14 protein-coding genes are annotated in these 18,902 nt (G+C 45.6%); 3 read left to right on the top strand and 11 right to left on the bottom strand.

The genetic code is table 11. The annotated features are described in order from the left end of the window. The first annotated feature begins 7 nt into the window (after positions 1-7). The 3 genes from DR864_RS22010 (at position 8) to DR864_RS22000 (ending at position 4,522) form a co-directional block, all read left to right on the top strand. Positions 8-1,480 carry a sulfatase family protein gene (locus DR864_RS22010; RefSeq protein ID WP_114070411.1) on the top strand — a complete coding sequence of 491 codons (1,473 nt, stop codon included), beginning with the start codon at positions 8-10 and terminating at the stop codon, positions 1,478-1,480. Between the two features lie 89 nt (positions 1,481-1,569). Further along, a complete protein-coding gene (locus DR864_RS22005) occupies positions 1,570-3,234 on the top strand; it encodes a L,D-transpeptidase family protein (protein WP_114068998.1) in 1,665 nt (554 codons plus the stop codon). A 10-nt stretch (positions 3,235-3,244) separates the two neighbouring features. Beyond that, positions 3,245-4,522, top strand: coding sequence for an Hsp70 family protein (locus DR864_RS22000; protein ID WP_114068997.1), 1,278 nt, complete (start codon positions 3,245-3,247; stop codon positions 4,520-4,522). Here DR864_RS22000 and DR864_RS21995 read toward each other — a convergent pair. The 11 genes from DR864_RS21995 to DR864_RS21945 form a co-directional block, all read right to left on the bottom strand. After that, complete coding sequence (locus tag DR864_RS21995) at positions 4,506-5,798, bottom strand: TolC family protein (RefSeq protein WP_114068996.1); 1,293 nt, start codon at positions 5,796-5,798, stop codon at positions 4,506-4,508. The genes DR864_RS22000 and DR864_RS21995 overlap by 17 nt on opposite strands. A 152-nt stretch (positions 5,799-5,950) precedes the next feature. Beyond that, on the bottom strand, positions 5,951-9,055 hold the full coding sequence (locus DR864_RS21990; RefSeq protein WP_114068995.1) for an efflux RND transporter permease subunit: 3,105 nt from the start codon (positions 9,053-9,055) through the stop codon (positions 5,951-5,953). Beyond that, positions 9,052-10,059 carry an efflux RND transporter periplasmic adaptor subunit gene (locus DR864_RS21985; RefSeq protein ID WP_229599443.1) on the bottom strand — a complete coding sequence of 336 codons (1,008 nt, stop codon included), beginning with the start codon at positions 10,057-10,059 and terminating at the stop codon, positions 9,052-9,054. Before DR864_RS21985 ends, DR864_RS21990 begins: the two co-directional genes overlap by 4 nt. A gap of 372 nt (positions 10,060-10,431) precedes the next feature. Then, positions 10,432-11,640 (bottom strand): DUF3570 domain-containing protein, encoded by a 1,209-nt coding sequence (locus DR864_RS21980; protein WP_114068993.1) that lies wholly within the window; start codon positions 11,638-11,640, stop codon positions 10,432-10,434. 75 nt (positions 11,641-11,715) lie between these two features. Then, positions 11,716-11,937, bottom strand: a complete 222-nt coding sequence (locus DR864_RS21975) for a DUF4266 domain-containing protein (RefSeq protein ID WP_114068992.1) — start codon at positions 11,935-11,937, stop codon at positions 11,716-11,718. A 54-nt stretch (positions 11,938-11,991) separates the two neighbouring features. After that, positions 11,992-12,885: an FAD:protein FMN transferase gene (locus DR864_RS21970; RefSeq protein ID WP_229599442.1), complete on the bottom strand. Its 894-nt coding sequence runs from the start codon at positions 12,883-12,885 to the stop codon at positions 11,992-11,994. 43 nt (positions 12,886-12,928) lie between these two features. Continuing rightward, complete coding sequence (locus DR864_RS21965) at positions 12,929-13,372, bottom strand: thioredoxin family protein (protein WP_114068990.1); 444 nt, start codon at positions 13,370-13,372, stop codon at positions 12,929-12,931. A 32-nt stretch (positions 13,373-13,404) separates the two neighbouring features. Continuing rightward, positions 13,405-13,905, bottom strand: coding sequence for a Rieske (2Fe-2S) protein (locus DR864_RS21960; RefSeq protein WP_114068989.1), 501 nt, complete (start codon positions 13,903-13,905; stop codon positions 13,405-13,407). A 281-nt stretch (positions 13,906-14,186) separates the two neighbouring features. Then, complete coding sequence (locus tag DR864_RS21955) at positions 14,187-14,867, bottom strand: PepSY-associated TM helix domain-containing protein (protein WP_114068988.1); 681 nt, start codon at positions 14,865-14,867, stop codon at positions 14,187-14,189. Continuing rightward, complete coding sequence (locus DR864_RS21950; RefSeq protein WP_114068987.1) at positions 14,806-16,323, bottom strand: DUF2271 domain-containing protein; 1,518 nt, start codon at positions 16,321-16,323, stop codon at positions 14,806-14,808. Before DR864_RS21950 ends, DR864_RS21955 begins: the two co-directional genes overlap by 62 nt. Before the next feature lie 32 nt (positions 16,324-16,355). Beyond that, the gene (locus DR864_RS21945) at positions 16,356-18,902 is read right to left on the bottom strand and encodes a TonB-dependent receptor (RefSeq protein ID WP_114068986.1); all 2,547 of its coding nucleotides are present in this window, start codon (positions 18,900-18,902) and stop codon (positions 16,356-16,358) included.

Here is an 18,902-nt window from a genome sequence, read left to right as displayed (position 1 = left end):
TCCAATCATGAAAAAAACAACTGCCTTTGTCCTTAGCCTTTTTATCGTTTCGATTATTTCGGCGTTTCAACTCCTGCCCGCAGAAAAAGCACCGAAAGCGGGGCAACCCAATATCATTTTGATTTTTATGGATGATCTGGGCTACGGCGATTTGAGTTGCTACGGCGCACTCCAATACCGCACGCCCAATCTCGACAAACTGGCGGGCGAAGGCGTTCGATTTACCAATTTTTTGGCCGCCCAAGCCGTTTGCAGCGCTTCACGCGCCGCTTTGATGACGGGTTGCTATCCTAATCGTGTGGGTATTTCGGGTGCTTTATTTCCGAACGCAAAAGTGGGCTTGAATCCAGATGAAACTACAATTGCTGAACTACTGAAAGAAAAAGGCTATGCCACGGGGATGTTTGGAAAATGGCATTTGGGCGACCGTCCCGAGTTTTTACCTAACAAACAAGGCTTTGATGAGTACGTAGGCCTTCCCTACTCCAACGATATGTGGCCAGTGCATTATGACGGAACCGCCATCACCAACACCTCCGATAACCGCAAAAAAAACTTTCCGTTCTTGCCCTTATTGCACAACAATGATACCCTTCAGGAAATCAAAACCCTCGATGACCAAGCCAAACTCACGGGAATCTACACCGAGCGAGCCGTGAATTTTATCAAGCAGCACAAAAAAAGCCCGTTTTTCGTGTATTTGCCCCACTCCATGCCCCACGTACCCATTGCGGCATCGGCCAAGTTTAAAGGAAAAAGCAAGCAAGGCACCTACGGCGATGTGCTGATGGAAATCGACTGGTCGGTGGGAGAAATTATGAAAGCCCTCAAAGAAAACGGACTGGATAAAAACACCGTCGTCATTTTTACGAGCGATAATGGCCCTTGGCTTAACTACGGCAACCATGCCGGTTCGTCGGGCGGCTTACGAGAAGGAAAAGGTAATAGCTTTGAAGGCGGGCAACGTGTGCCGTGCATCGTGCGTTGGAAAGGTGTAACGCCCGAAGGATTGGTGTGTAACAAGCTGACCTCCACCATTGATTTATTGCCAACCATTGCTACCATTTGCGGCACCAAGCTTCCCGCTAAGAAAATCGACGGCGTTGATATTTTACCGCTTTTGAAGGGCGATATGGAAGCAACACCACGCAAATATTTTTACTATTACTACCGCCGCAACAACCTTGAGGCCGTTCGCCGCGATGACTGGAAGCTGGTCTTACCGCACGAAGGCCGTACCTACGAAGGGCAAATTCCCGGCAATGACGGATTCCCAGGAAAAGCTCCCGAAAACACGCCTTTTCCGCTGGCACTCTACGACCTCCGCCGCGACCCCGCCGAGCGTTATGACGTAAAAGAAATTTATCCAGAAATTTTGGCTGAACTCCAAAAAGTAGCCGAAGAAGCCCGCGAAGATTTGGGGGATGATTTACTAAAACGTACTGGCAAAAATGTACGAATGAGCGGTCGAGTACAATAATCGTTTGGGGGGATTTCTTTTTTAGCGCCTTCTTCGACGGGGAAATTCGTAGATTTGCGGCTGAAAGGAAATCCCCCAAACGCTGTTGAATGAAAAAAAATCGGCTTTATATTGCACTTGGTGCAGGAGTTGTCGCAATTATCGCGGTAGTTTTGTACTTCCAATTTCGTCAGAAACAACAACCTCAGGTAGCCTTTGCACCTGATTCAAGCGTCTATTCAAAGCAAAATTATACCAATTTTATTCTGGACAGTGCAGCTTTGGTCTCTTTTTACCGAACCCACTTAATATCGGACAGCACGCAGAAAAACATCACTGAATTTTACAAAAGACGGGCGTATCAATATGCCTGGTTTAGCGAGAACAGCCTCACCAACGCTGCCATCAACTTCAATGGGCAACGCGAAGCGTACATCAACGATTTTGCTGATAGCAGTCTTTACAACGCTGAAATTGACCTCTTACTTTCAGAAGCACAAAACCGCCCTGCCGAATTTCTAAAAAATTCCTTAAATGTCCAGAAGTTAGAGCTGCTTCTGACGGCGGCCTTTTTTAACTATACAGACAAAGCCTTTACAGGAACCATTAAAAATCCGTTGGACTTGGAATGGTTTATTCCTCGAAAAAAGAAAAATTATCAAGCATTGCTCGACACCCTTGTTTCGGCCAAAGGCAATCCCATGCGCGAGCCGGTCAACCGTTATTATACCTTGCTTAAAGACCAGCTACGCCGTTTTCGCAGCATCGAAAAGCAAGGAGGATGGCCAAGCATTGACATTGGCAAAAAAACATTTGGCGAAGGCGATACAGGTTCGGTGCTTTTGGACGTACAAAAAACGTTGCTGGTGCTGGGCGATTTAAAAGCCGTTGATACTACAGGTATTTTCACGGATTCATTGACCACCGCAGTCAAGCGATTTCAACACCGCATGGGTCTAAAAGAAAGCGGCAAACTAGACGCCGCTACGGCTACCGAACTCAACCGTCCCGTAAGTTTCCGCATCCGCCAAATCATGGTCAACATGGAACGACTGCGATGGGCACCGACCGAAATGGAACCTAATATGCTGTTGGTCAATATCCCAGAGTTTAAACTTCACGTTTTTGACCAAGGAAAACAGCTCTGGATGTGTAACGTTGTGGTGGGAAAAGAAGCGACCAAAACGAGCATTTTTAAGGGAAATCTGTCGTATGTGGTCCTGAATCCGTATTGGGTGGTGCCCAACAATATCCTTCGAAATGAAATATTACCCCGTTTAAAGCAAAACCCGGGTTATCTTGCTCGCAACAACATGGAGGTAGTTTCGGGCAATAAAGTCATCGACCCTTATTCCGTTCGGTGGAGTTCTTACAGCAGTCATATTCCGTACACCATTCGACAAAAACCTGGGAAATCCAATTCTCTAGGAAAAGTAAAGTTCTTATTTCCAAATAGTTACAGTATTTACCTTCACGACACGCCCTCCAAAGGGCTTTTTGGGGAATCGCGGCGGGCGTTTAGCCACGGATGTATTCGCGTGGCGGAGCCCGAACGTTTGGCACTGCACGTATTAAAAGACACTCCTTCGTGGAATTTGGAAAAATTGGAGAGTGTTTGGGCCACACAAAGCGAAAAATGGATTACCGTGCGGCCGTCCATTCCCGTTTACATCGTGTATTTTACGGCGTGGGTGGACCAAACGGGTCAATTAAATTTCCGTAATGATTTGTACGGACTGGATAAAACGTTAGCAAAAGAAATTTTTGGAGAATAAAACACAAAGAATGTCTGATATATCTTGTGGCGTAGATTTTGGAACATCAAATTCTACCATTGCTTATTACCGTGGCGACCGCCTCAGGCTGGTTCCCGTCGAAAAACACCATACGACCATCCCCAGTGCCCTCTTTTTTGAACGAATCAGTAATGCCCCTCACTATGGCCGTGAAGCGGTCGATTTATTTCTGGAACGCGAAAAAGGGCGTTTTATGCGCAGTTTAAAGCGCGTACTCGGCACGTCGGTTATGAAACAGGGAACAATGGTCAACGGCGCCCCGATGCATTTCAATAAAATCATCGGCCAATTTATTAAACACCTAAAAGACAAAGCCGAAACCGACGCCCAGCAGGAAATTGAGAGCGTCATCATGGGCAGACCTGTCCATTTTATTGACAATGACCCCGTTGGCAATAAAAACGCGCAAGAAGAATTAAGAATCATTGCTCAAAATGTCGGCTTTAAAAACATTGATTTTCAGTTTGAGCCCATTGCGGCGGCCTTCGCCCACGAGGTAAATGTAAGTGGCGAACAACTAGCCCTTGTGGTCGATATTGGGGGCGGTACGTCCGACTTTACCGTGATTCGGCTTTCTCAAAAATACCTAAATAAGCTCGACCGCTCGGGCGACATTCTAGCCAATACAGGCGTCCGGATTGGGGGAAATGATTTTGACAAAGACCTAAGCCTGAACGCTTTTATGCCTGAGTTAGGCTATCGAAGCACCTACGGCGACAAAAACCTACCCGTTCCGTTGAAGTTTTACTATGATTTGTCGGAGTGGAGTAAAATAAATTCGCTGTACACCCCCAAAAACCTGATGCTGTTGCGTCAATATTTGGGGCAGTCGCACGATAAAACCCGTTTTTCGAGGCTACTCAATGTGTTTACGCAGGAAAGTGGGCACATTCTTTTGGGCGTGGTAGAAGACACTAAAATTGCCCTTACATCCGACGAGGTTCACGAGGCACCGTTGGATTTTATCGAAAATGGCTTTACCGTAACAACAGCCAAATCGGTGTTTGAAGAGGCCATAACCCAGGAGATTACCAACGTGGCCAACGCCGCTACCCAATGTGTGCAAGACGCAGGCGTGCGCCCAGAAAACATTGATTTGATTATCTTGACGGGTGGCTCAACGGAGATTCCTGCGGTACAGTTGAAGTTCCGTGAATTGTTTCCCAACGCTACCGTTTCCGAAGAAAACAAACTAGACAGCGTTGGCGTCGGCCTCGCCTACGACAGCAAACGTAAGTTTTTGGGAAAGGCTACTTCAGTTCGTTAATCAACCGCAACAATTCAATTTCAGCCGCCTTGGCCGCAAAGCTTAAATTGGTAAATGTATAACCTATATTTTCAAAGCTTTGCTGCGCTTGGCGCACTTCTACGATGGTAGCTTGACGCAGCTGAAAACGTTGTAGCGTCAAATCCAACAATTGTTTGGCCAAGTCTATATTCTTTTTCTGCTCGTCCAATTGTTGTAGACTCATGGTGTAGGCTTGATACGTCCGCACTGCCGTATTGCTAAAATTACGCATCAAGATACTTTTTTGCAAGTCTGCATTTTTGGCATTTATCCCAGCTATTTGCTCTTGTCTTTTAAATATTCCACCATTATAGATGGGTATGCTTAAAGATAATCCGATGAGCGGGCCACTGCTTTGGTTGAGTAGGGTTAAGCCTGCCGCTTGTTGATTTCGGTTGTAGCTATACCCCGCATTGGCCCGAAGCGAGGGATAACGCAAGGCTGTTGTTTCTTTAACCAATTGTTCGGCAATCCGTATTTGATAATCGGCCGCCATCAACTCGGCGTTTCTGTCTAATTTTTTCAGAATATCATTTAAAACAATTCCGCGCTCTACCGTGATGGTATCCTTAACCGAAATCAGCGTATCAGGGCGGACATTCATTAGAAGTAATAAATCGGTTTTGGCCTGTTCGATGATGAGTTGCTGAGATTGTTTTGTTTGGTACAAGGTATTCAAATCAATTTGCGACTGAAACAAATCGGCATTATTGGCCAACCCCACACTTTGTTGAGCTTTTACAATCTCAAGGCGTTTTTGGGCTACGTCGATGGATTGATCAATGGTTCGGGTGTATGCCTGTTGACGAATCACGTCGTAGTATTTCGTCATCACCGCCGCGATGGTGTTTTGTACTTGTGCATTCACCAGTTGGAGGCTCTGCAATTCCACTTGTTCAAGCCGTTTTTTAAAGAATTTCACTCGATTTCCGTTGTAGAGCAATATTGTGGCTGTCACGTTTGAGTTCAACTGATTAGCCGCGGCGCCGTTTCGTCTGATTTCTACGCCCGTATTCAGTTTCTGGTTTACGTTCGTAATCTGCTCGTTATCATTGATGGTCGCGGTGACGGTGGGCCGCCCACCCGCAATGCTGATATGGTTATTGATGTCGGCGATTTGTACGTTATTTTTCAACACTTCAATATCAAGGTTGTTCTTCAACGCAATACTGACCGCATCAGGTAAGGAAAGTGTTTGCGAAAACAGCGTTGGAGAAAGAAATAAAACGAACAGTACTAAAGTGTATTTCTTCATTGTGAAGATCGAATTTTACAGAAAAAAGATTATATGTTTTTTATAAACGTCAGCAAGATTTTGAATCTTTTTTCACAAACGTCGGCGAGGGTTTGAACCTCGCCGACGTTATTCAGGCCGACGTTATTCAGGTAAGTCGAAATGCTATTATATTAATGCACAGGCATTTCTGCTTCTTTAGGCGTTTCTTCAGCTTCTATCGTTTTGTGCTCTCCAGAAATAAACGTATACACGGCAGGCACTACAAACAGGGTAAGTACCAATGAAAACAAAATTCCGCAGACTACCACGATACCTAAAGGAATACGACTTGAACCCGCAGCGCCTAAACTCAACGCAATCGGCAGCGCACCTAATGAAGTAGCCAGACTGGTCATTAAAATAGGGCGAAGGCGTTGGGTCGCAGCGTCAACCACAGCCTCCATTTTTTTGAGACCCTGTTCTCGACGTTTGTTGGCAAACTCCACAATCAAAATTCCATTTTTGGTCACCAATCCAATGAGCATAATCATTCCAATTTGTGAGAAAATATTGAGGGTTTGATCATACACCCACAGGCTCAATAATGCCCCTGCCAATGCCAACGGAACCGTAATCATAATGGTGAAGGGATCAATGAAACTTTCAAACTGAGCCGCCAGTACCAAGTAAATCAATACCAAAGCCAGCGCAAACGCAAAGAGAATATTGGAGGAGCTTTCAGAGAAATCTCTTGAAGGACCAGAAAGAGCTGTTTGGTAACTTTCGTCCAATAATTCGGCGGCAATTTTATCCATAGCCGCAAGGCCGTCGCCGATGGTATACCCCTCCGATAAAGAGGCGGAAATGGTCGCTGCTTTGTAGCGGTTGTAGTGATAAATCGTCGTGGGGTTGGTGCTTTCCTCCCATTTAATCACTGAACTCAAAGGGATATTTTCGCCCCGCACGTTGCGAACATACAGCCGTCCTATGTCTTCGGGCTTGTTGCGGTCGCTTCTTTCTACCTGCGCAATGACCGAATATTGAAAACCATTCTGAATAAAATAAGCCAAACGCCCCCCGCTGAAGGCCGCCTGAATCGTCGCAATCACATCTTGGGTAGTTAGTCCCAAATCCTTGATTTTCATGCGGTCTACGGTCAGTTTTAATTCGGGACGGTTAAACTTTAGGTTTACGTCTACGTTGGCAAAAGTTTTGTCGGAACGGGCTGCATCCAAGAATTTAGGAATAATGGCCCGAAGTTTATCTAAATCTTGGTTTTGGAGAATAAATTGAACGGGAAGCCCACCGCGTGAGCCAAAGCCCACCGAAATCGTTTGCTCTTGGACGGCAAATATCCGTGCCTGATTGAAACGGCCAAGTTTTTTCTGCAAATCATTTGTAATGTCACTTTGGCTGCGCTTACGTTCGGTAGGAGGTACTAACGCCAAACGTGGGGCAGCACTGTTGGTGCTACCACCTCCACCCGGGCCGCCGCCTGGGGTACGCACAAAGATAAAATCTCGTTCGGGAATGGAGTCATACAAAAACTTACCCAAGTCGTCGGCAATTTGGGACATGGCGCTGTAGCTGGTACCCTCGGGGGCTGTCACGTTGAAACGGATGCTACTGCGGTCTTCCAATGGCGCGAGTTCACTTTTTAAATTACCCATGCAAAACCAGATAATTCCTCCGCAAGCCGCTACGATAATCCACGCTACCCAACGTACTTTTAGAAAGGCTTTTAACATGGTCTCATATAAATTTTCCATGCCTCTGAAAAACGGTTCAGTTTTTTGATAAAACCGACCGTGTCCTGCTTTTTTGCGGGTCAAATACACATTTAGTACAGGGGTGATGGTGAGCGATACAAATGCCGACACTAACACCGCCGAAGCGAGCGTTACCCCAAATTCTCTAAACAAACTTCCGATAAATCCTTCTAAGAATATCACAGGCAAAAACACAATCGCCAACGTAATGGAAGTAGAAATAACCGCGAAGAAAATCTCTTTACTGCCTTCAATGGCCGCTTTACGGATGGGAAAGCCCTGTTCGAGTTTCTTGAAGATATTTTCGGTAACTACAATCCCGTCATCCACCACCAACCCCGTGGCCAATACAATGGCGAGCATGGTGAGAATATTGACCGAAAAGCCCGCCAAATACATGATAAAAAACGTAGCGACCAATGAAATCGGAATATCAATCAGTGGTCGAATGGCAATGAGCCAATCGCGGAAAAAGAAGAAAATGACCAATACCACCAAAATAAAAGAAATGATTAGGGTTTCTTCCACTTCGGCCAGTGAATTACGAATATTTTTGGTGTTATCGCTGATGACTTGGAGCTGGATGTCGCTCTTACTGCTTTTCTGAATTTGCTCAAGACGTTTATATATCTCATCGGCAATTTTGATGTTATTAGCGCCCGGCTGTGGGATAATGGCCAATCCCACGGCGTGCATACCGTTGAATTTCCAACTTTGTTCGAGTTGTTCGGGGCCTAATTCTACTTTAGCCACATCGCTCAAACGTACAATACCCGTGGCATCTTCACGGATAATTAAATCTTGAAATTGCTTTTCGGTGGTCATACGCCCCAATACCCGAATCGTTAAATCGGTGTTGTTGCCATATATTTTCCCAGGGGGCAGCTCAATATTTTCGCTGTTGAGTGCCGTACGAATATCCGAGAAAGCCACATTATAGGCGCTCATTTTGTCAGGATTGAGCCATATCCTCATGGCGTAGCTTTTCTGCCCAAAGATGTTGATGGCACTTACTTCATCAACCGTTTGGATTTGTTGTTGCAGTACATTTTCCGCGTAGTCACTTAGCTCCAAAAGACTTTTGGTTTCGCTTTGAATGGCCACTATCATAATAAATTCTCCGTTGGCATCGGCTTTCGATACCACTGGTGGAGCATTAATATCCTGTGGTAAACTGCGTGCGGCCTGACTTACTTTATCGCGTACATCGCTGGCGGCGGCTTCCAAATCTACGCCCAAGTTAAACTCTACGCTAATCTGGCTGTTGCCTTGCGAGCTGGACGAGGTGATGGTGCGTATGCCCTGAATTCCGTTTATTTGTTTCTCCAACGGTTCGGTAATCTGGCTTTCGATGATGTCGGAGTTAGCCCCCGTGTAAGACGTACTCACCGAAATCTGGGGAGGGTCAATCGCCGGATAATCACGAACGGCCAAAAAAGTAAGTCCAACGACTCCAAAGATGACCACTGCCAAGTTCATGACTGTGGCAAGCACTGGACGATTAATAGATAGTTCAGAAATGTTCATCGCTTTGTTGCTTTTCGTACTTTAAGAATGGCATCAGGTTTGGCAAATAATACTCCAGTTACTACCACCGAGTCTCCTTCACTGATTCCCTGCGTGATTTCAACATTATTGGCAGTACGTATTCCTGTTTGGACATTAACAAAGGAAGCCTTACCCCCTTTTACCAAAATCACTTGATTGTTTCTATCATCTGGAATGATGGCATTGGTCGGAATCATAATGGCTTTTTTACTATTACCACTGCTAACAATCACTTTGGCAAAAGCCCCTGGGTTGACCCGTGCATCATCCAACAATGCCCGCACCATCAGGTTGCGAGTCAGGCGATTGGCTTGAGGCTCCAAAGCTATCACCGTAGCTCTTCTCATGGTAGTATCCCTACCTTCCAGTTTTACTTTTACTACACTTCCAATCCTTATCAAATCGCTGTTTTCTTCGGGAAGGGTAAAGTCGATTTTCATTTTACCTAATTGCTGCATAGTGGCAAGAATACTGGTTGGAGTCACATACGCACCAGGACTCACTTGACGCAATCCGATTGTACCCGTAAAAGGTGCACGAATGATGGTTTTATCAATTAATGTTTGTGTATAAGCAATATCTGCTTTCAGCGTATTGACCGTGTTTAAAGCCGCATCATAATCGCTTTGATTGATTCCGTTTACATTCAAAAGCTGTTTTAGCCGCTCTTCGGTTTTAGTGGCGGTCTCCAACTGAACTTTCGTCCGCTTTACCTGTGCTTCCAAATCAGCGCTATTGATACGTGCCAATACTGTTCCCTCAGCCACCGATTTACCTTCCGGAACATTTAGGTAAGTAAGCCGCCCGCTGACTTCTGGCCGCAGTTCTGTAGATTCCCCAGGAATGATGGTTCCATTGGCTTCAATGACATTGGTTACGGGTTGAGAAGCGGCTACCATCACATCTACCATAGTAGGCTTGTCTTTTTTATCATCACCGCCTTTCGGTTTTTCTTTCTTTTCTTTACAGGCTGCGAAAGTCAAACAAAACAAAATTGTGTACAAAGGGATATAGGTAGAGGGAATTCTTTTAGGGCAATTCATTAAAATACCAGTTAAGTAGTCGAATAATATAATGTTGAATCAGCAGAATAACTCATAATAATATATAACTACAAATATATGTATTCGTTGGTGAAGCCGACAGCGATTCCTACCCAAACGCCCTAAAAAAGAGAGCAACTACGGTTAAAACGCTACGAGTGCCGAAATAACGTTCTGATGTGAGCACTTTTTGGCGTAATTCTGAAGTTTATTGACCCTTAATGAAATACATTTTTAAACAAAACAAAACCCGACCTCGCTACTTGTTGTTTGAACAAATCCGAGACCGGGAAGCTGTAAAAATAGGACAGTTTACTTCAATTTCATCGCCAGCGTCACGCTGTTGCCAACCATACCCGTACTGCGCAGGTAGTGCCCGTAGCGGAGTTCAACGGAGTGCCACTGCTTGATACCAAACAAGCCACCGGGCGGCGCAAGTCGTATACCAGTACCCACAAAATGACTGGTAAAACCCGAAATGTCGTAATCGCTCGTATAATAGGCCTCAGTAGGGCCATGCTTGCCATAAGCGTTGAAATAGCGTACCGCTGTTTGGTTGTGAAAACGATAAAACGGGCTGACCGATACGAAAGGCGTTATTTTATAGGTTGCTTCAAAATTGGCAGTGTGGGCTTTCATACCCCAATCGTCGGCGTAGAAACGATAGAATCCGCGCAAGATAACCTTGTCACCTAGAAAATAGCTTAGCCTCACTCCTACTGGCAATTTAAACCGCGACCCGGGCAATTTTTCGACCGTGTGCGAACCATCGGTAAAATAAACGCGATGGTAAGGCGTGCTCAACAGCCCTTGTTGAAACGCTGGCTCTACCGTAACTAACAATTGGAGACGTTTATTGATGACCTGCGACAGCGACAACGCTAAATTATACGAGTTTCGGGGTTTATATGCGACAGGATCGCGGTCACCTTCAGCGGCGGAGCCGTAGCCTGCTGGTCGCAATTCGGAGGGCAATATCGCCATCCAAGTATCAAAAAAAGCGCCCGCTTTAAGGCTGAATTCGCGATTGTTATCCTTAGAAATTTTCGCAAAATTGACATTAAAACCATGCGACTGGTAATCATATTCCGTTGAATACGAATAGCTTAGTCCGCGAGATGTGCGAGTAGCATCATCCTTCACAGTCCACGACAGCGACGGATACACGTGCGTATCACTGCGCGAAGCTGATGAAATCGTCAGAGGGTCAATATTATCAGAAGACGCCGAGGTATAATGGTCAATGTTAAAATCAGCATTGATAAAATGTTGGCGGCTTTTTCGATCAATAAATGACAGTTTTAAATCAATCGAATTGGCAAAGTCGCTCAATTTCTCAGTCCCGAGGCCTCCCGTTACGGCTGAATTATTGCCGTCCTGTCCGTAATAACCAGAAACCAAATTTACCTCTTCTATTTTGAGTTTACGTTTTTCGTAAGCCTCTTTGTCGTTGGTAGTTTGGGCATAGACGCCTTTTAGCAAGCCCACCAATAATCCAACGGTTAATACGATTTTTTTCATTTAGGGAGTGTATTTTATGAATCACGCAGAGGCGCAAAGTGGCCCTGAAACATTGTCGAGGTTCAGACATTTAACCTAGTTACAGCCGCAGCCACCGCCGCTTTTACCGCCGTTGGCCCCAGAAGCACCTTCACGATAGAGGTAAAAACTCTGCTCAAATTTCTCAGATTTACGGGCCGAAAGCTCCATTTCAGAGTCGTTAATACGGCTTTTTTGATATTCCTTGACCGTAACGCAGGAAGATAAAGCCGACGCCACAAACAAAGCAGACAGGCTTGTTTTGATGATTCTGTTCATAATTTTCGGGAGTTAAAACAGCATTTGAACGCTTACACAGCGACGCGTGACAAACTAGCTGATTTTGATATTTTTTGAGGTAAAAATGCGGTCTTTATCGTCAACAATTATGCAGGCCATTCCCTGTATTTGGTTGATTAAATCCAACCCAACGCGTACCCCCATGACTGTCACGGGCGTAGCCATCGCATCCGCGATTTCGGCATTGGGAGAGAGAATCGTCACGCTTTTGATACCCGACACTGGCAGTCCCGTTTTGGGGTCAATGGTGTGAGAATATTTCTTTCCATCGATGAGCGCATATTTTTCATAATTGCCTGACGTAGCCACGGCTACATTGCTGATATTCAGATAGGAAAAGGGCTGGTTTTTGGCATTCGGGTCTGCCACACCAATCGTCCACGGCGTACCGTTTGGCTGACTTCCCCACGCCGTTAAATCCCCTGAAGCATTGACAATACCACTTTTTACACCCTTTTGTAGCAATAGCCTTTTGGCCATTTCGGCGGCGTAGCCTTTGCCGATACCGCCAAATCCTATACGCATCCCTTTCTCTTTCAGAAAAACGCTGCCATTGGCTTCGTTCAGCACTACATTACGGTAATTAATCAAGCGCACCATCCATTTGGCGGTTTCGGCATCGGGCAGGGAGGTCATAGTGGTATCAAAATTCCACAGGCTTTTATCAATGGAACCGTAGGTAATGTCAAAGGCTCCCTGCGTAAGTTCAGAAATCCGCAGCGAGCGTCGAATCAACTCAAACACCTCGCGGTCTACCCTGACAGGCGCGATGCCCGCCTTGGCATTGATTTGATTGGTTTGGCTATGGTCGTTGAAAGTGGTCAACAAATCCTCAATTCGCTGGATTTCTGCCACAGCCTCTTCAATTCGGTCATTGGCCCACGCTTTATCTTCTGCTACTACACTGATTTCGAAGCGGTTACCCATTAACCGAACCACCTTTTTATGAAGCCTCAAGCTCACGGCTAACTCACTTTGAAGCATCGGCAACCAGTGCAATATCATGAACAAACGCCAACGTACTCATTGTTTTGGGATAACCATCCCACTCTTTCAGTACTTTTCCATTGGCATCCAACAGGAGCGTAAAAGGGAATTTCCCCTGTGGATTGTATTTTTCGGCCAATGCTTCGTTGTGGGCGGTTTGTTTGGCATCCAATTGGTTCTTCTTTTGCCGGGGAAAATCGGCCCGAACCAATACCAAGTGCCCATCGGCGTATTGCTGAAAATCTTCCGATTCAAAGATGTCTTTCTTGAGCTTTATACAAGGGCCGCACCAGTCCGAACCACAAAAATTCAACAGGATATATTTATTGTTTTGCGTTGCTTCTGTTCGGGCTTTTTCAAAATCACCGCCCCATTGCGGCGAGGCAGCCAACAGACTGGTAATCAAGACCAAAACGATTGTTTTCATGGTAATTTTTTGGGTTATTTTTTATCTTATACTTAGCTATAAACGACCAGTGTTGTACCGCTAACCGCCACTTTATAGACGGTAAGCCCCTTACTACCGAAGCTATTGAGACCCTTTCCGGTCAAATCAAACCGAGCGCCGTGGTCGGTGCAGTAAAACTCTGTCTTGTTAAAAATGATTTTCTTTTTGGGTTCGTGGCTGCACGTCTGCGTCACAGCAGCATAATTTCCCGCGCTTGTCTGCGCCACTACAATTCCACTTTTGGCTATGTATCCACCTACCGTTTTAAGGCTTGCGTTGGCAGTAGCACTAAGGTCAAGGGTTAATAATGGATTTTTAATGGTGCTCAAATCCGTAGTCGTTCCGGGGGTGGTCGTAACTGGTGTCGTGGTCACTGGAGTGAGCGTAGTATCGGTGGGCTTTTCAACCAATGCATCAATGTATGTATCTTCCTCTCTGATGCACGAAGTCATTACTGCCATCAAAGCAGCTCCTCGAAAACCCATTGACTTCAAAAAATGATACCTGTTCATACGCAGTTTGATAATGATTGAATATTTTCTTTCCTACCATTACGTACAATCGAATGACGCTGTTGCACTTAAAACGTCATAATAGTTTAATTTAGAAAACTTCAAAATAGCACTTTGTATCATATTGATACAAAAATCAAACGGCGGGTATGTACCCGCCGTTTGAATAGCTCACAATTATCTATTTTACACAGTCTTTAGTCATTCTTGATGTTAAGACACTTTTCTCAAACTGAGAGAAAAACTGAATTTCTTGGCGTAATTTTTTAATTTAAAAGGCATTAAAATAAAAACAAGTATAGTGCCACACAAACACCCAGTCCTATCAAAGTCCATAACAAACCGCTTGTGCGACGTTTTTTTAAGAAAAGTAAAAGTAGCAGTCCTGTAGCCGAAACTAATGTCATAAAAATGGCAGATGCATCAATCACCAGAGACCATGTTTTTCCAGTGTCGCGTCCTTTATGCAAATCATTTATGACGGCCACCAAACCCATCTTCGTTTCGGTAACTTGGTACGCCCCAGTGGAACGGTTTATAAAAACATCGGCAGTATAGCCTGGCCCTCGAAACGCCACCGAACATTCGGTCGCATCAATGCGAAAGTCACTCATGGCTCCCTTTGGCTGATGCGTTGCTCGCAGGTACTCAACAATTGCCAATTTATTCACCTTCGATGTGTCGGTAACGTTTGTCCAACTTGCATTCAACGTCCCTTTGTACTCAGAGGTACGAGAGGCATCGCCAAACCAATCTGCGTGGTTAAGCGTCAAGCCCGTGACGGAAAAAAACAACACCAACGCAAAACTGAACATCGAAAGATACAAATGAAGCCAACGCGCCAGTGTGGGCATTCGGCGCTGCCAAGCAGCATTTCCGTCGGAAGCGCGCGCGCGGGTATTAACGGTTGCTTCCTTTCTCACGGTAGTCCAAGGCTGCGGCTGCGATCTCGGTGTTTCCATTAAGTGTCTGTTGTTTCGGTTTTCCGTTAAAATCCATTTCTTGTCGTATCAATTGGTACGTACCATGCTCACGGGCAGCTTCAATATTGATGGTGTACTTACCTTGCTTTACGTATTGCCCTTGGTCGTCTTTGCCGTCCCAAACCAATGAGTAAGCCCCCGCCGACCGAGTAGCACCCGCAATAGAGGCGGCATTCAAACCGCTGTTACGCTGCATAGTGTACCAAGTCCGTAATTCAGGAAGCCAGCGGGGTTTGTTGTACCAAATCGCCAACTGACGCACAGGAACATGGTTTTGGTCTTCAATCCACACTGCTACAAAAGGACGGTGCGAACGCCCCTCAAAACGACTAAGTTCAAACGAAACAAGCAGCTCTTGATTGGCATTCCAGAGCTTATCTTTGATGCTCGATACTGACAAAATTTGAGCCGTTTTTACGGAAGGGTTCGATGCAGGAGGCGTTGCTAAGTCGTTCCAATCAGGACTTGTAAATGATTGGCCTTCTTTGGTGACGATGAGGTAATCGGTCTGCGGTATAGAAGCCGCTAATTTGATACTTTCGGCTGGGGTAAGCACGTTAAATGCCGTTGCCAGTGCTCCTGCGGTAACTGCGTTGGGGTGTACTACCGTGGCACTGATAATGTCTTGAGCGGGCACGCCCGTGCGGGGGTCAACAATGTGCGAGTACCATGAATTGTTTACCCACACACCTCGACGATAATTGCCGCTCGTTGCTACCGCCCGGTTGCTAACATTCAGCCAAGTCAAAGCGGTTGCATTTTCGGCATGGGTCTTGGGGTCGGTTATGGCAACGGTTTCTGTCCAGTTGCCCCGTATGACTAAGTCACCACCGCTGTTTAAAACCACCGCATCAACGTCTGCATTTTTTAGGGCCGCTTCGGCGGCACGGTCCAAAATATAGCTTTTGGCAAACGTATGCAGCCGCAAAGGGGTTTGACTGAGTCGGGTTGCGGTTTGATGGGTGGGGTCAAGATTCCAGTGGGGTTGGTTGGCCGCTAAGACCGCATTTAGTCGTTCTGCTTCCGACGGTAGGGTCTGCGTTTGAGCGGCTTTTTGCCAGAGTTGATTAATGACCTCCGCTGCGGCATTGAGAGCGCCATTTGTTTGCTGATGCCATTCCGTGAATTCGTTCAAAACCGCCCACAAATCTTCGGATACTGGAGTGGTTTGTTGTGCAGAAATCCACCAGCGGCTAAATTCGCTGGTGGGAAGATAACTGCTGATAATATTGTTCAGGCGCTCTATTTCTGCTAAAATAACCTTTTCAGTTTGCCGGGCTACGGCATAAGAACGAGCCACAATTTTTAAATCGAACGACGTTCCCAGAATATTTTCGAGGTGTGAAACAAACAATCCCTGTACCTCAGGGATTGCTTGGTAGGGGCTGGCTACAACACTTGCCATTGAAGCCAGCCCTATTTTTAATGCGTTCATTGCTGTTTATTTTGGATTGTCAGAGGAAGATTTTAGTTGTTATCTCCGCCTTCTTTCACGTCGTCGTTTTTCACCCCTTTGGTTTTCTTAGGAGCGACGAAAGTCATTTTACCAATTTTATAACTGAACGTCAATTTGATGTTCTGGTTATAGATATTGTTGACCATCGTTTGGTTCAATATCGGCGTTACTGAGGTAGATTTCATCTTCATTCCACCTAAGAAGTTTTCAGTAGCTAAACCAATGCTTCCTTTTTTGTTGTTCAGGTCTTTCTTCACCCCAAATGAATACATGTAGAAACTACCCTGAACCCCTTGAAGCGTGACTTGGTTTCCGCGCATCCCGCCGTGTAGTTGCATGGCCCAGCCTTTGTTGAGTGCGAGGCTCGACATCAAACGTCCGCCAATGACGATTCCTGAGTTACTGGTATTAATCGAAGTGCCATCCAATCCTTGTACTTTACCTTCAAGATAGTTGTAATACACATCTACCCCACCGTTCAATGTCCATTTGGGCGTCAGATACACGTTAGCAAATACGTTGGCACCCATCACCTGCTGCTTACCGATGTTTTGGAAAGTGGTAATAATGGCCCCCGCCAAGGTATCAGATGGAGCGCTAAGGCGCATGATGCTGTTGTTGGTAGAGCGGCTAAATACCGAGGCATTTAAGTAGGTTTTCTTAATGCTTGTGCTTAAGCTCAACTCAAAGTTATTGGTCATTTCAGGCTTCAAGTTCGGATTTCCGATGCTGATATTGAACGGGTTGGCGGCGTTGTAGTTGGGGTTCAACTGTTGCAAACCTGGACGCTGAATACGACGGTTATAAGCGGCTTTCAGGGTTGTTCCTGCTTTGATGGTTTTGGATACGTTAATGCTGGGCACGAGCGTTCCGTAGCTAGGAATCGAGATTTTACCGATTTGGTCTTTGGCATCAATGGTGGTGTACTCATACCGTGACCCCAACTTGAATGTGTATTTATTGGCGGTTGAATAGGTGTAAGATAAGTACCCCGACACAATGCTTTGGCTATAATCCAAATTACCAACGGGGTTGCGGGCGTCGGCGGCAAAGGCACCCGTAGGCCCTGCTACTTGATAGCTATAATCACTGTTTACCTGACGCATAATTGTTTTGGCCCCAAACTCAATCATTTGGTTTTTCTTAATGGGCGTCTGATAATCGGTCTGAATCGTAGCTTCTTGGTTAAGGTTAGCATTCAGGTTTTTCTGACGGCTCAATAAGGCGTTACCTTCACTCAGCAAATCGGCATTGAAGTTGTTGGTGAGGTTGTTACGGCTATACTGTGTTGAGATAGACCACTCTCTACCAGGCACTTTAAAGGTGCGAATATAGTCAAGGTTCATGTCTACGTTGTTGGATAAGTCTTTGGTAGTCACATCCCGATAGGTAGTAGAAGTCAGCGCACTGTTAGTGAACAGGTTGCTCGTCATGTCTTGTGAACGAACCATGTTACGGGTTCCGAAACTTACGCCAGCGGTCAATGATTGTGTTTTACTTAATTCATAATCAAACCCAATGTTGTAGCGACCAAAAAGTCCATTATCATACGCATCAGAGGTTTGTTTCGTCAACAACGAAGCTCCGTTTTGTAGAATCGTTTGGTCTAAAGAAGTGGAAGATTTATTGTAGAAAGCCCGTCCAAAACCTCCAAGTGTAATTCCTAATTTTCCCTGACGGTAGTTACCGTTGAGGCTAAGGTTTGAACCCCGTGCTCCAACTCCCGCATCGGCGCTCAGGGTAAGTCCTTGTAGCGTTGATTTCTTAGTGATAATATTGATAATCCCTGCCGAGCCCTCTGCATCGTATTTGGCTGAAGGAGAAGTGATTACTTCCACCGATTTAATCAAATCTGCTGGAATCATTTTTAAGGCATCGGCAATGCTACTCGCTACAATCGTAGATGGCTTATTGTTGATCAATACCCGAATATTCTGGCTACCGCGAAGCGATACGTTTCCGTCCAAATCCACCGACAGCATCGGCACTTTTTTGAGCACATCAGCGGCATCACCTCCCCGGGCTGTGAGGTCTTTGTCGGCGTTGTACACCAAGCGGTCTACTTTTTCTTCAATCAAAGATTTCTCGCCCGTTACCACAACCTCATCAAGCGTTTTGATGTCGGGGTTCATTTTGATGACGCCCAAATCAATGTCTTGGCCTTTGGCAATTTTTAAGTTGTCAATCGTTTTATCTTTATATCCAATGAAGGAAATCATCAATTTATATTCCCCAACGGCAATGCTTTTAAGGGTAAACTTTCCTTTTTCATCGGCCATTGTTCCGTCAATGGCTTTTCCAGTTGTTTTGCTGTAAAGGGCGATATTGGCAAATTCAACGGCTTGGGTAGCGGCAGAATCAATCACAAAACCTGTTATCTTTGAATTGCCTTTGGGTGCAGTTCCTTCTAGATTCAAGGCAGGGGACTGCATGTTGTTAGTATTTCTATTTCGGCCGTTTCCATCGCCGCTTGGCATACCGCCAGGGCCTCCCGGAAACTGAGCGTAGGCGGCTGTCATACCTAACGCAAAAAGAATGGAAGTGATAAGTGTTTTCAT

This window comes from Runella rosea (assembly GCF_003325355.1).
Lineage (GTDB): Bacteria > Bacteroidota > Bacteroidia > Cytophagales > Spirosomataceae > Runella > Runella rosea.
Note: the sequence above shows the minus strand (reverse complement) of the source record. Positions and strands in the feature narration are given on the sequence as shown.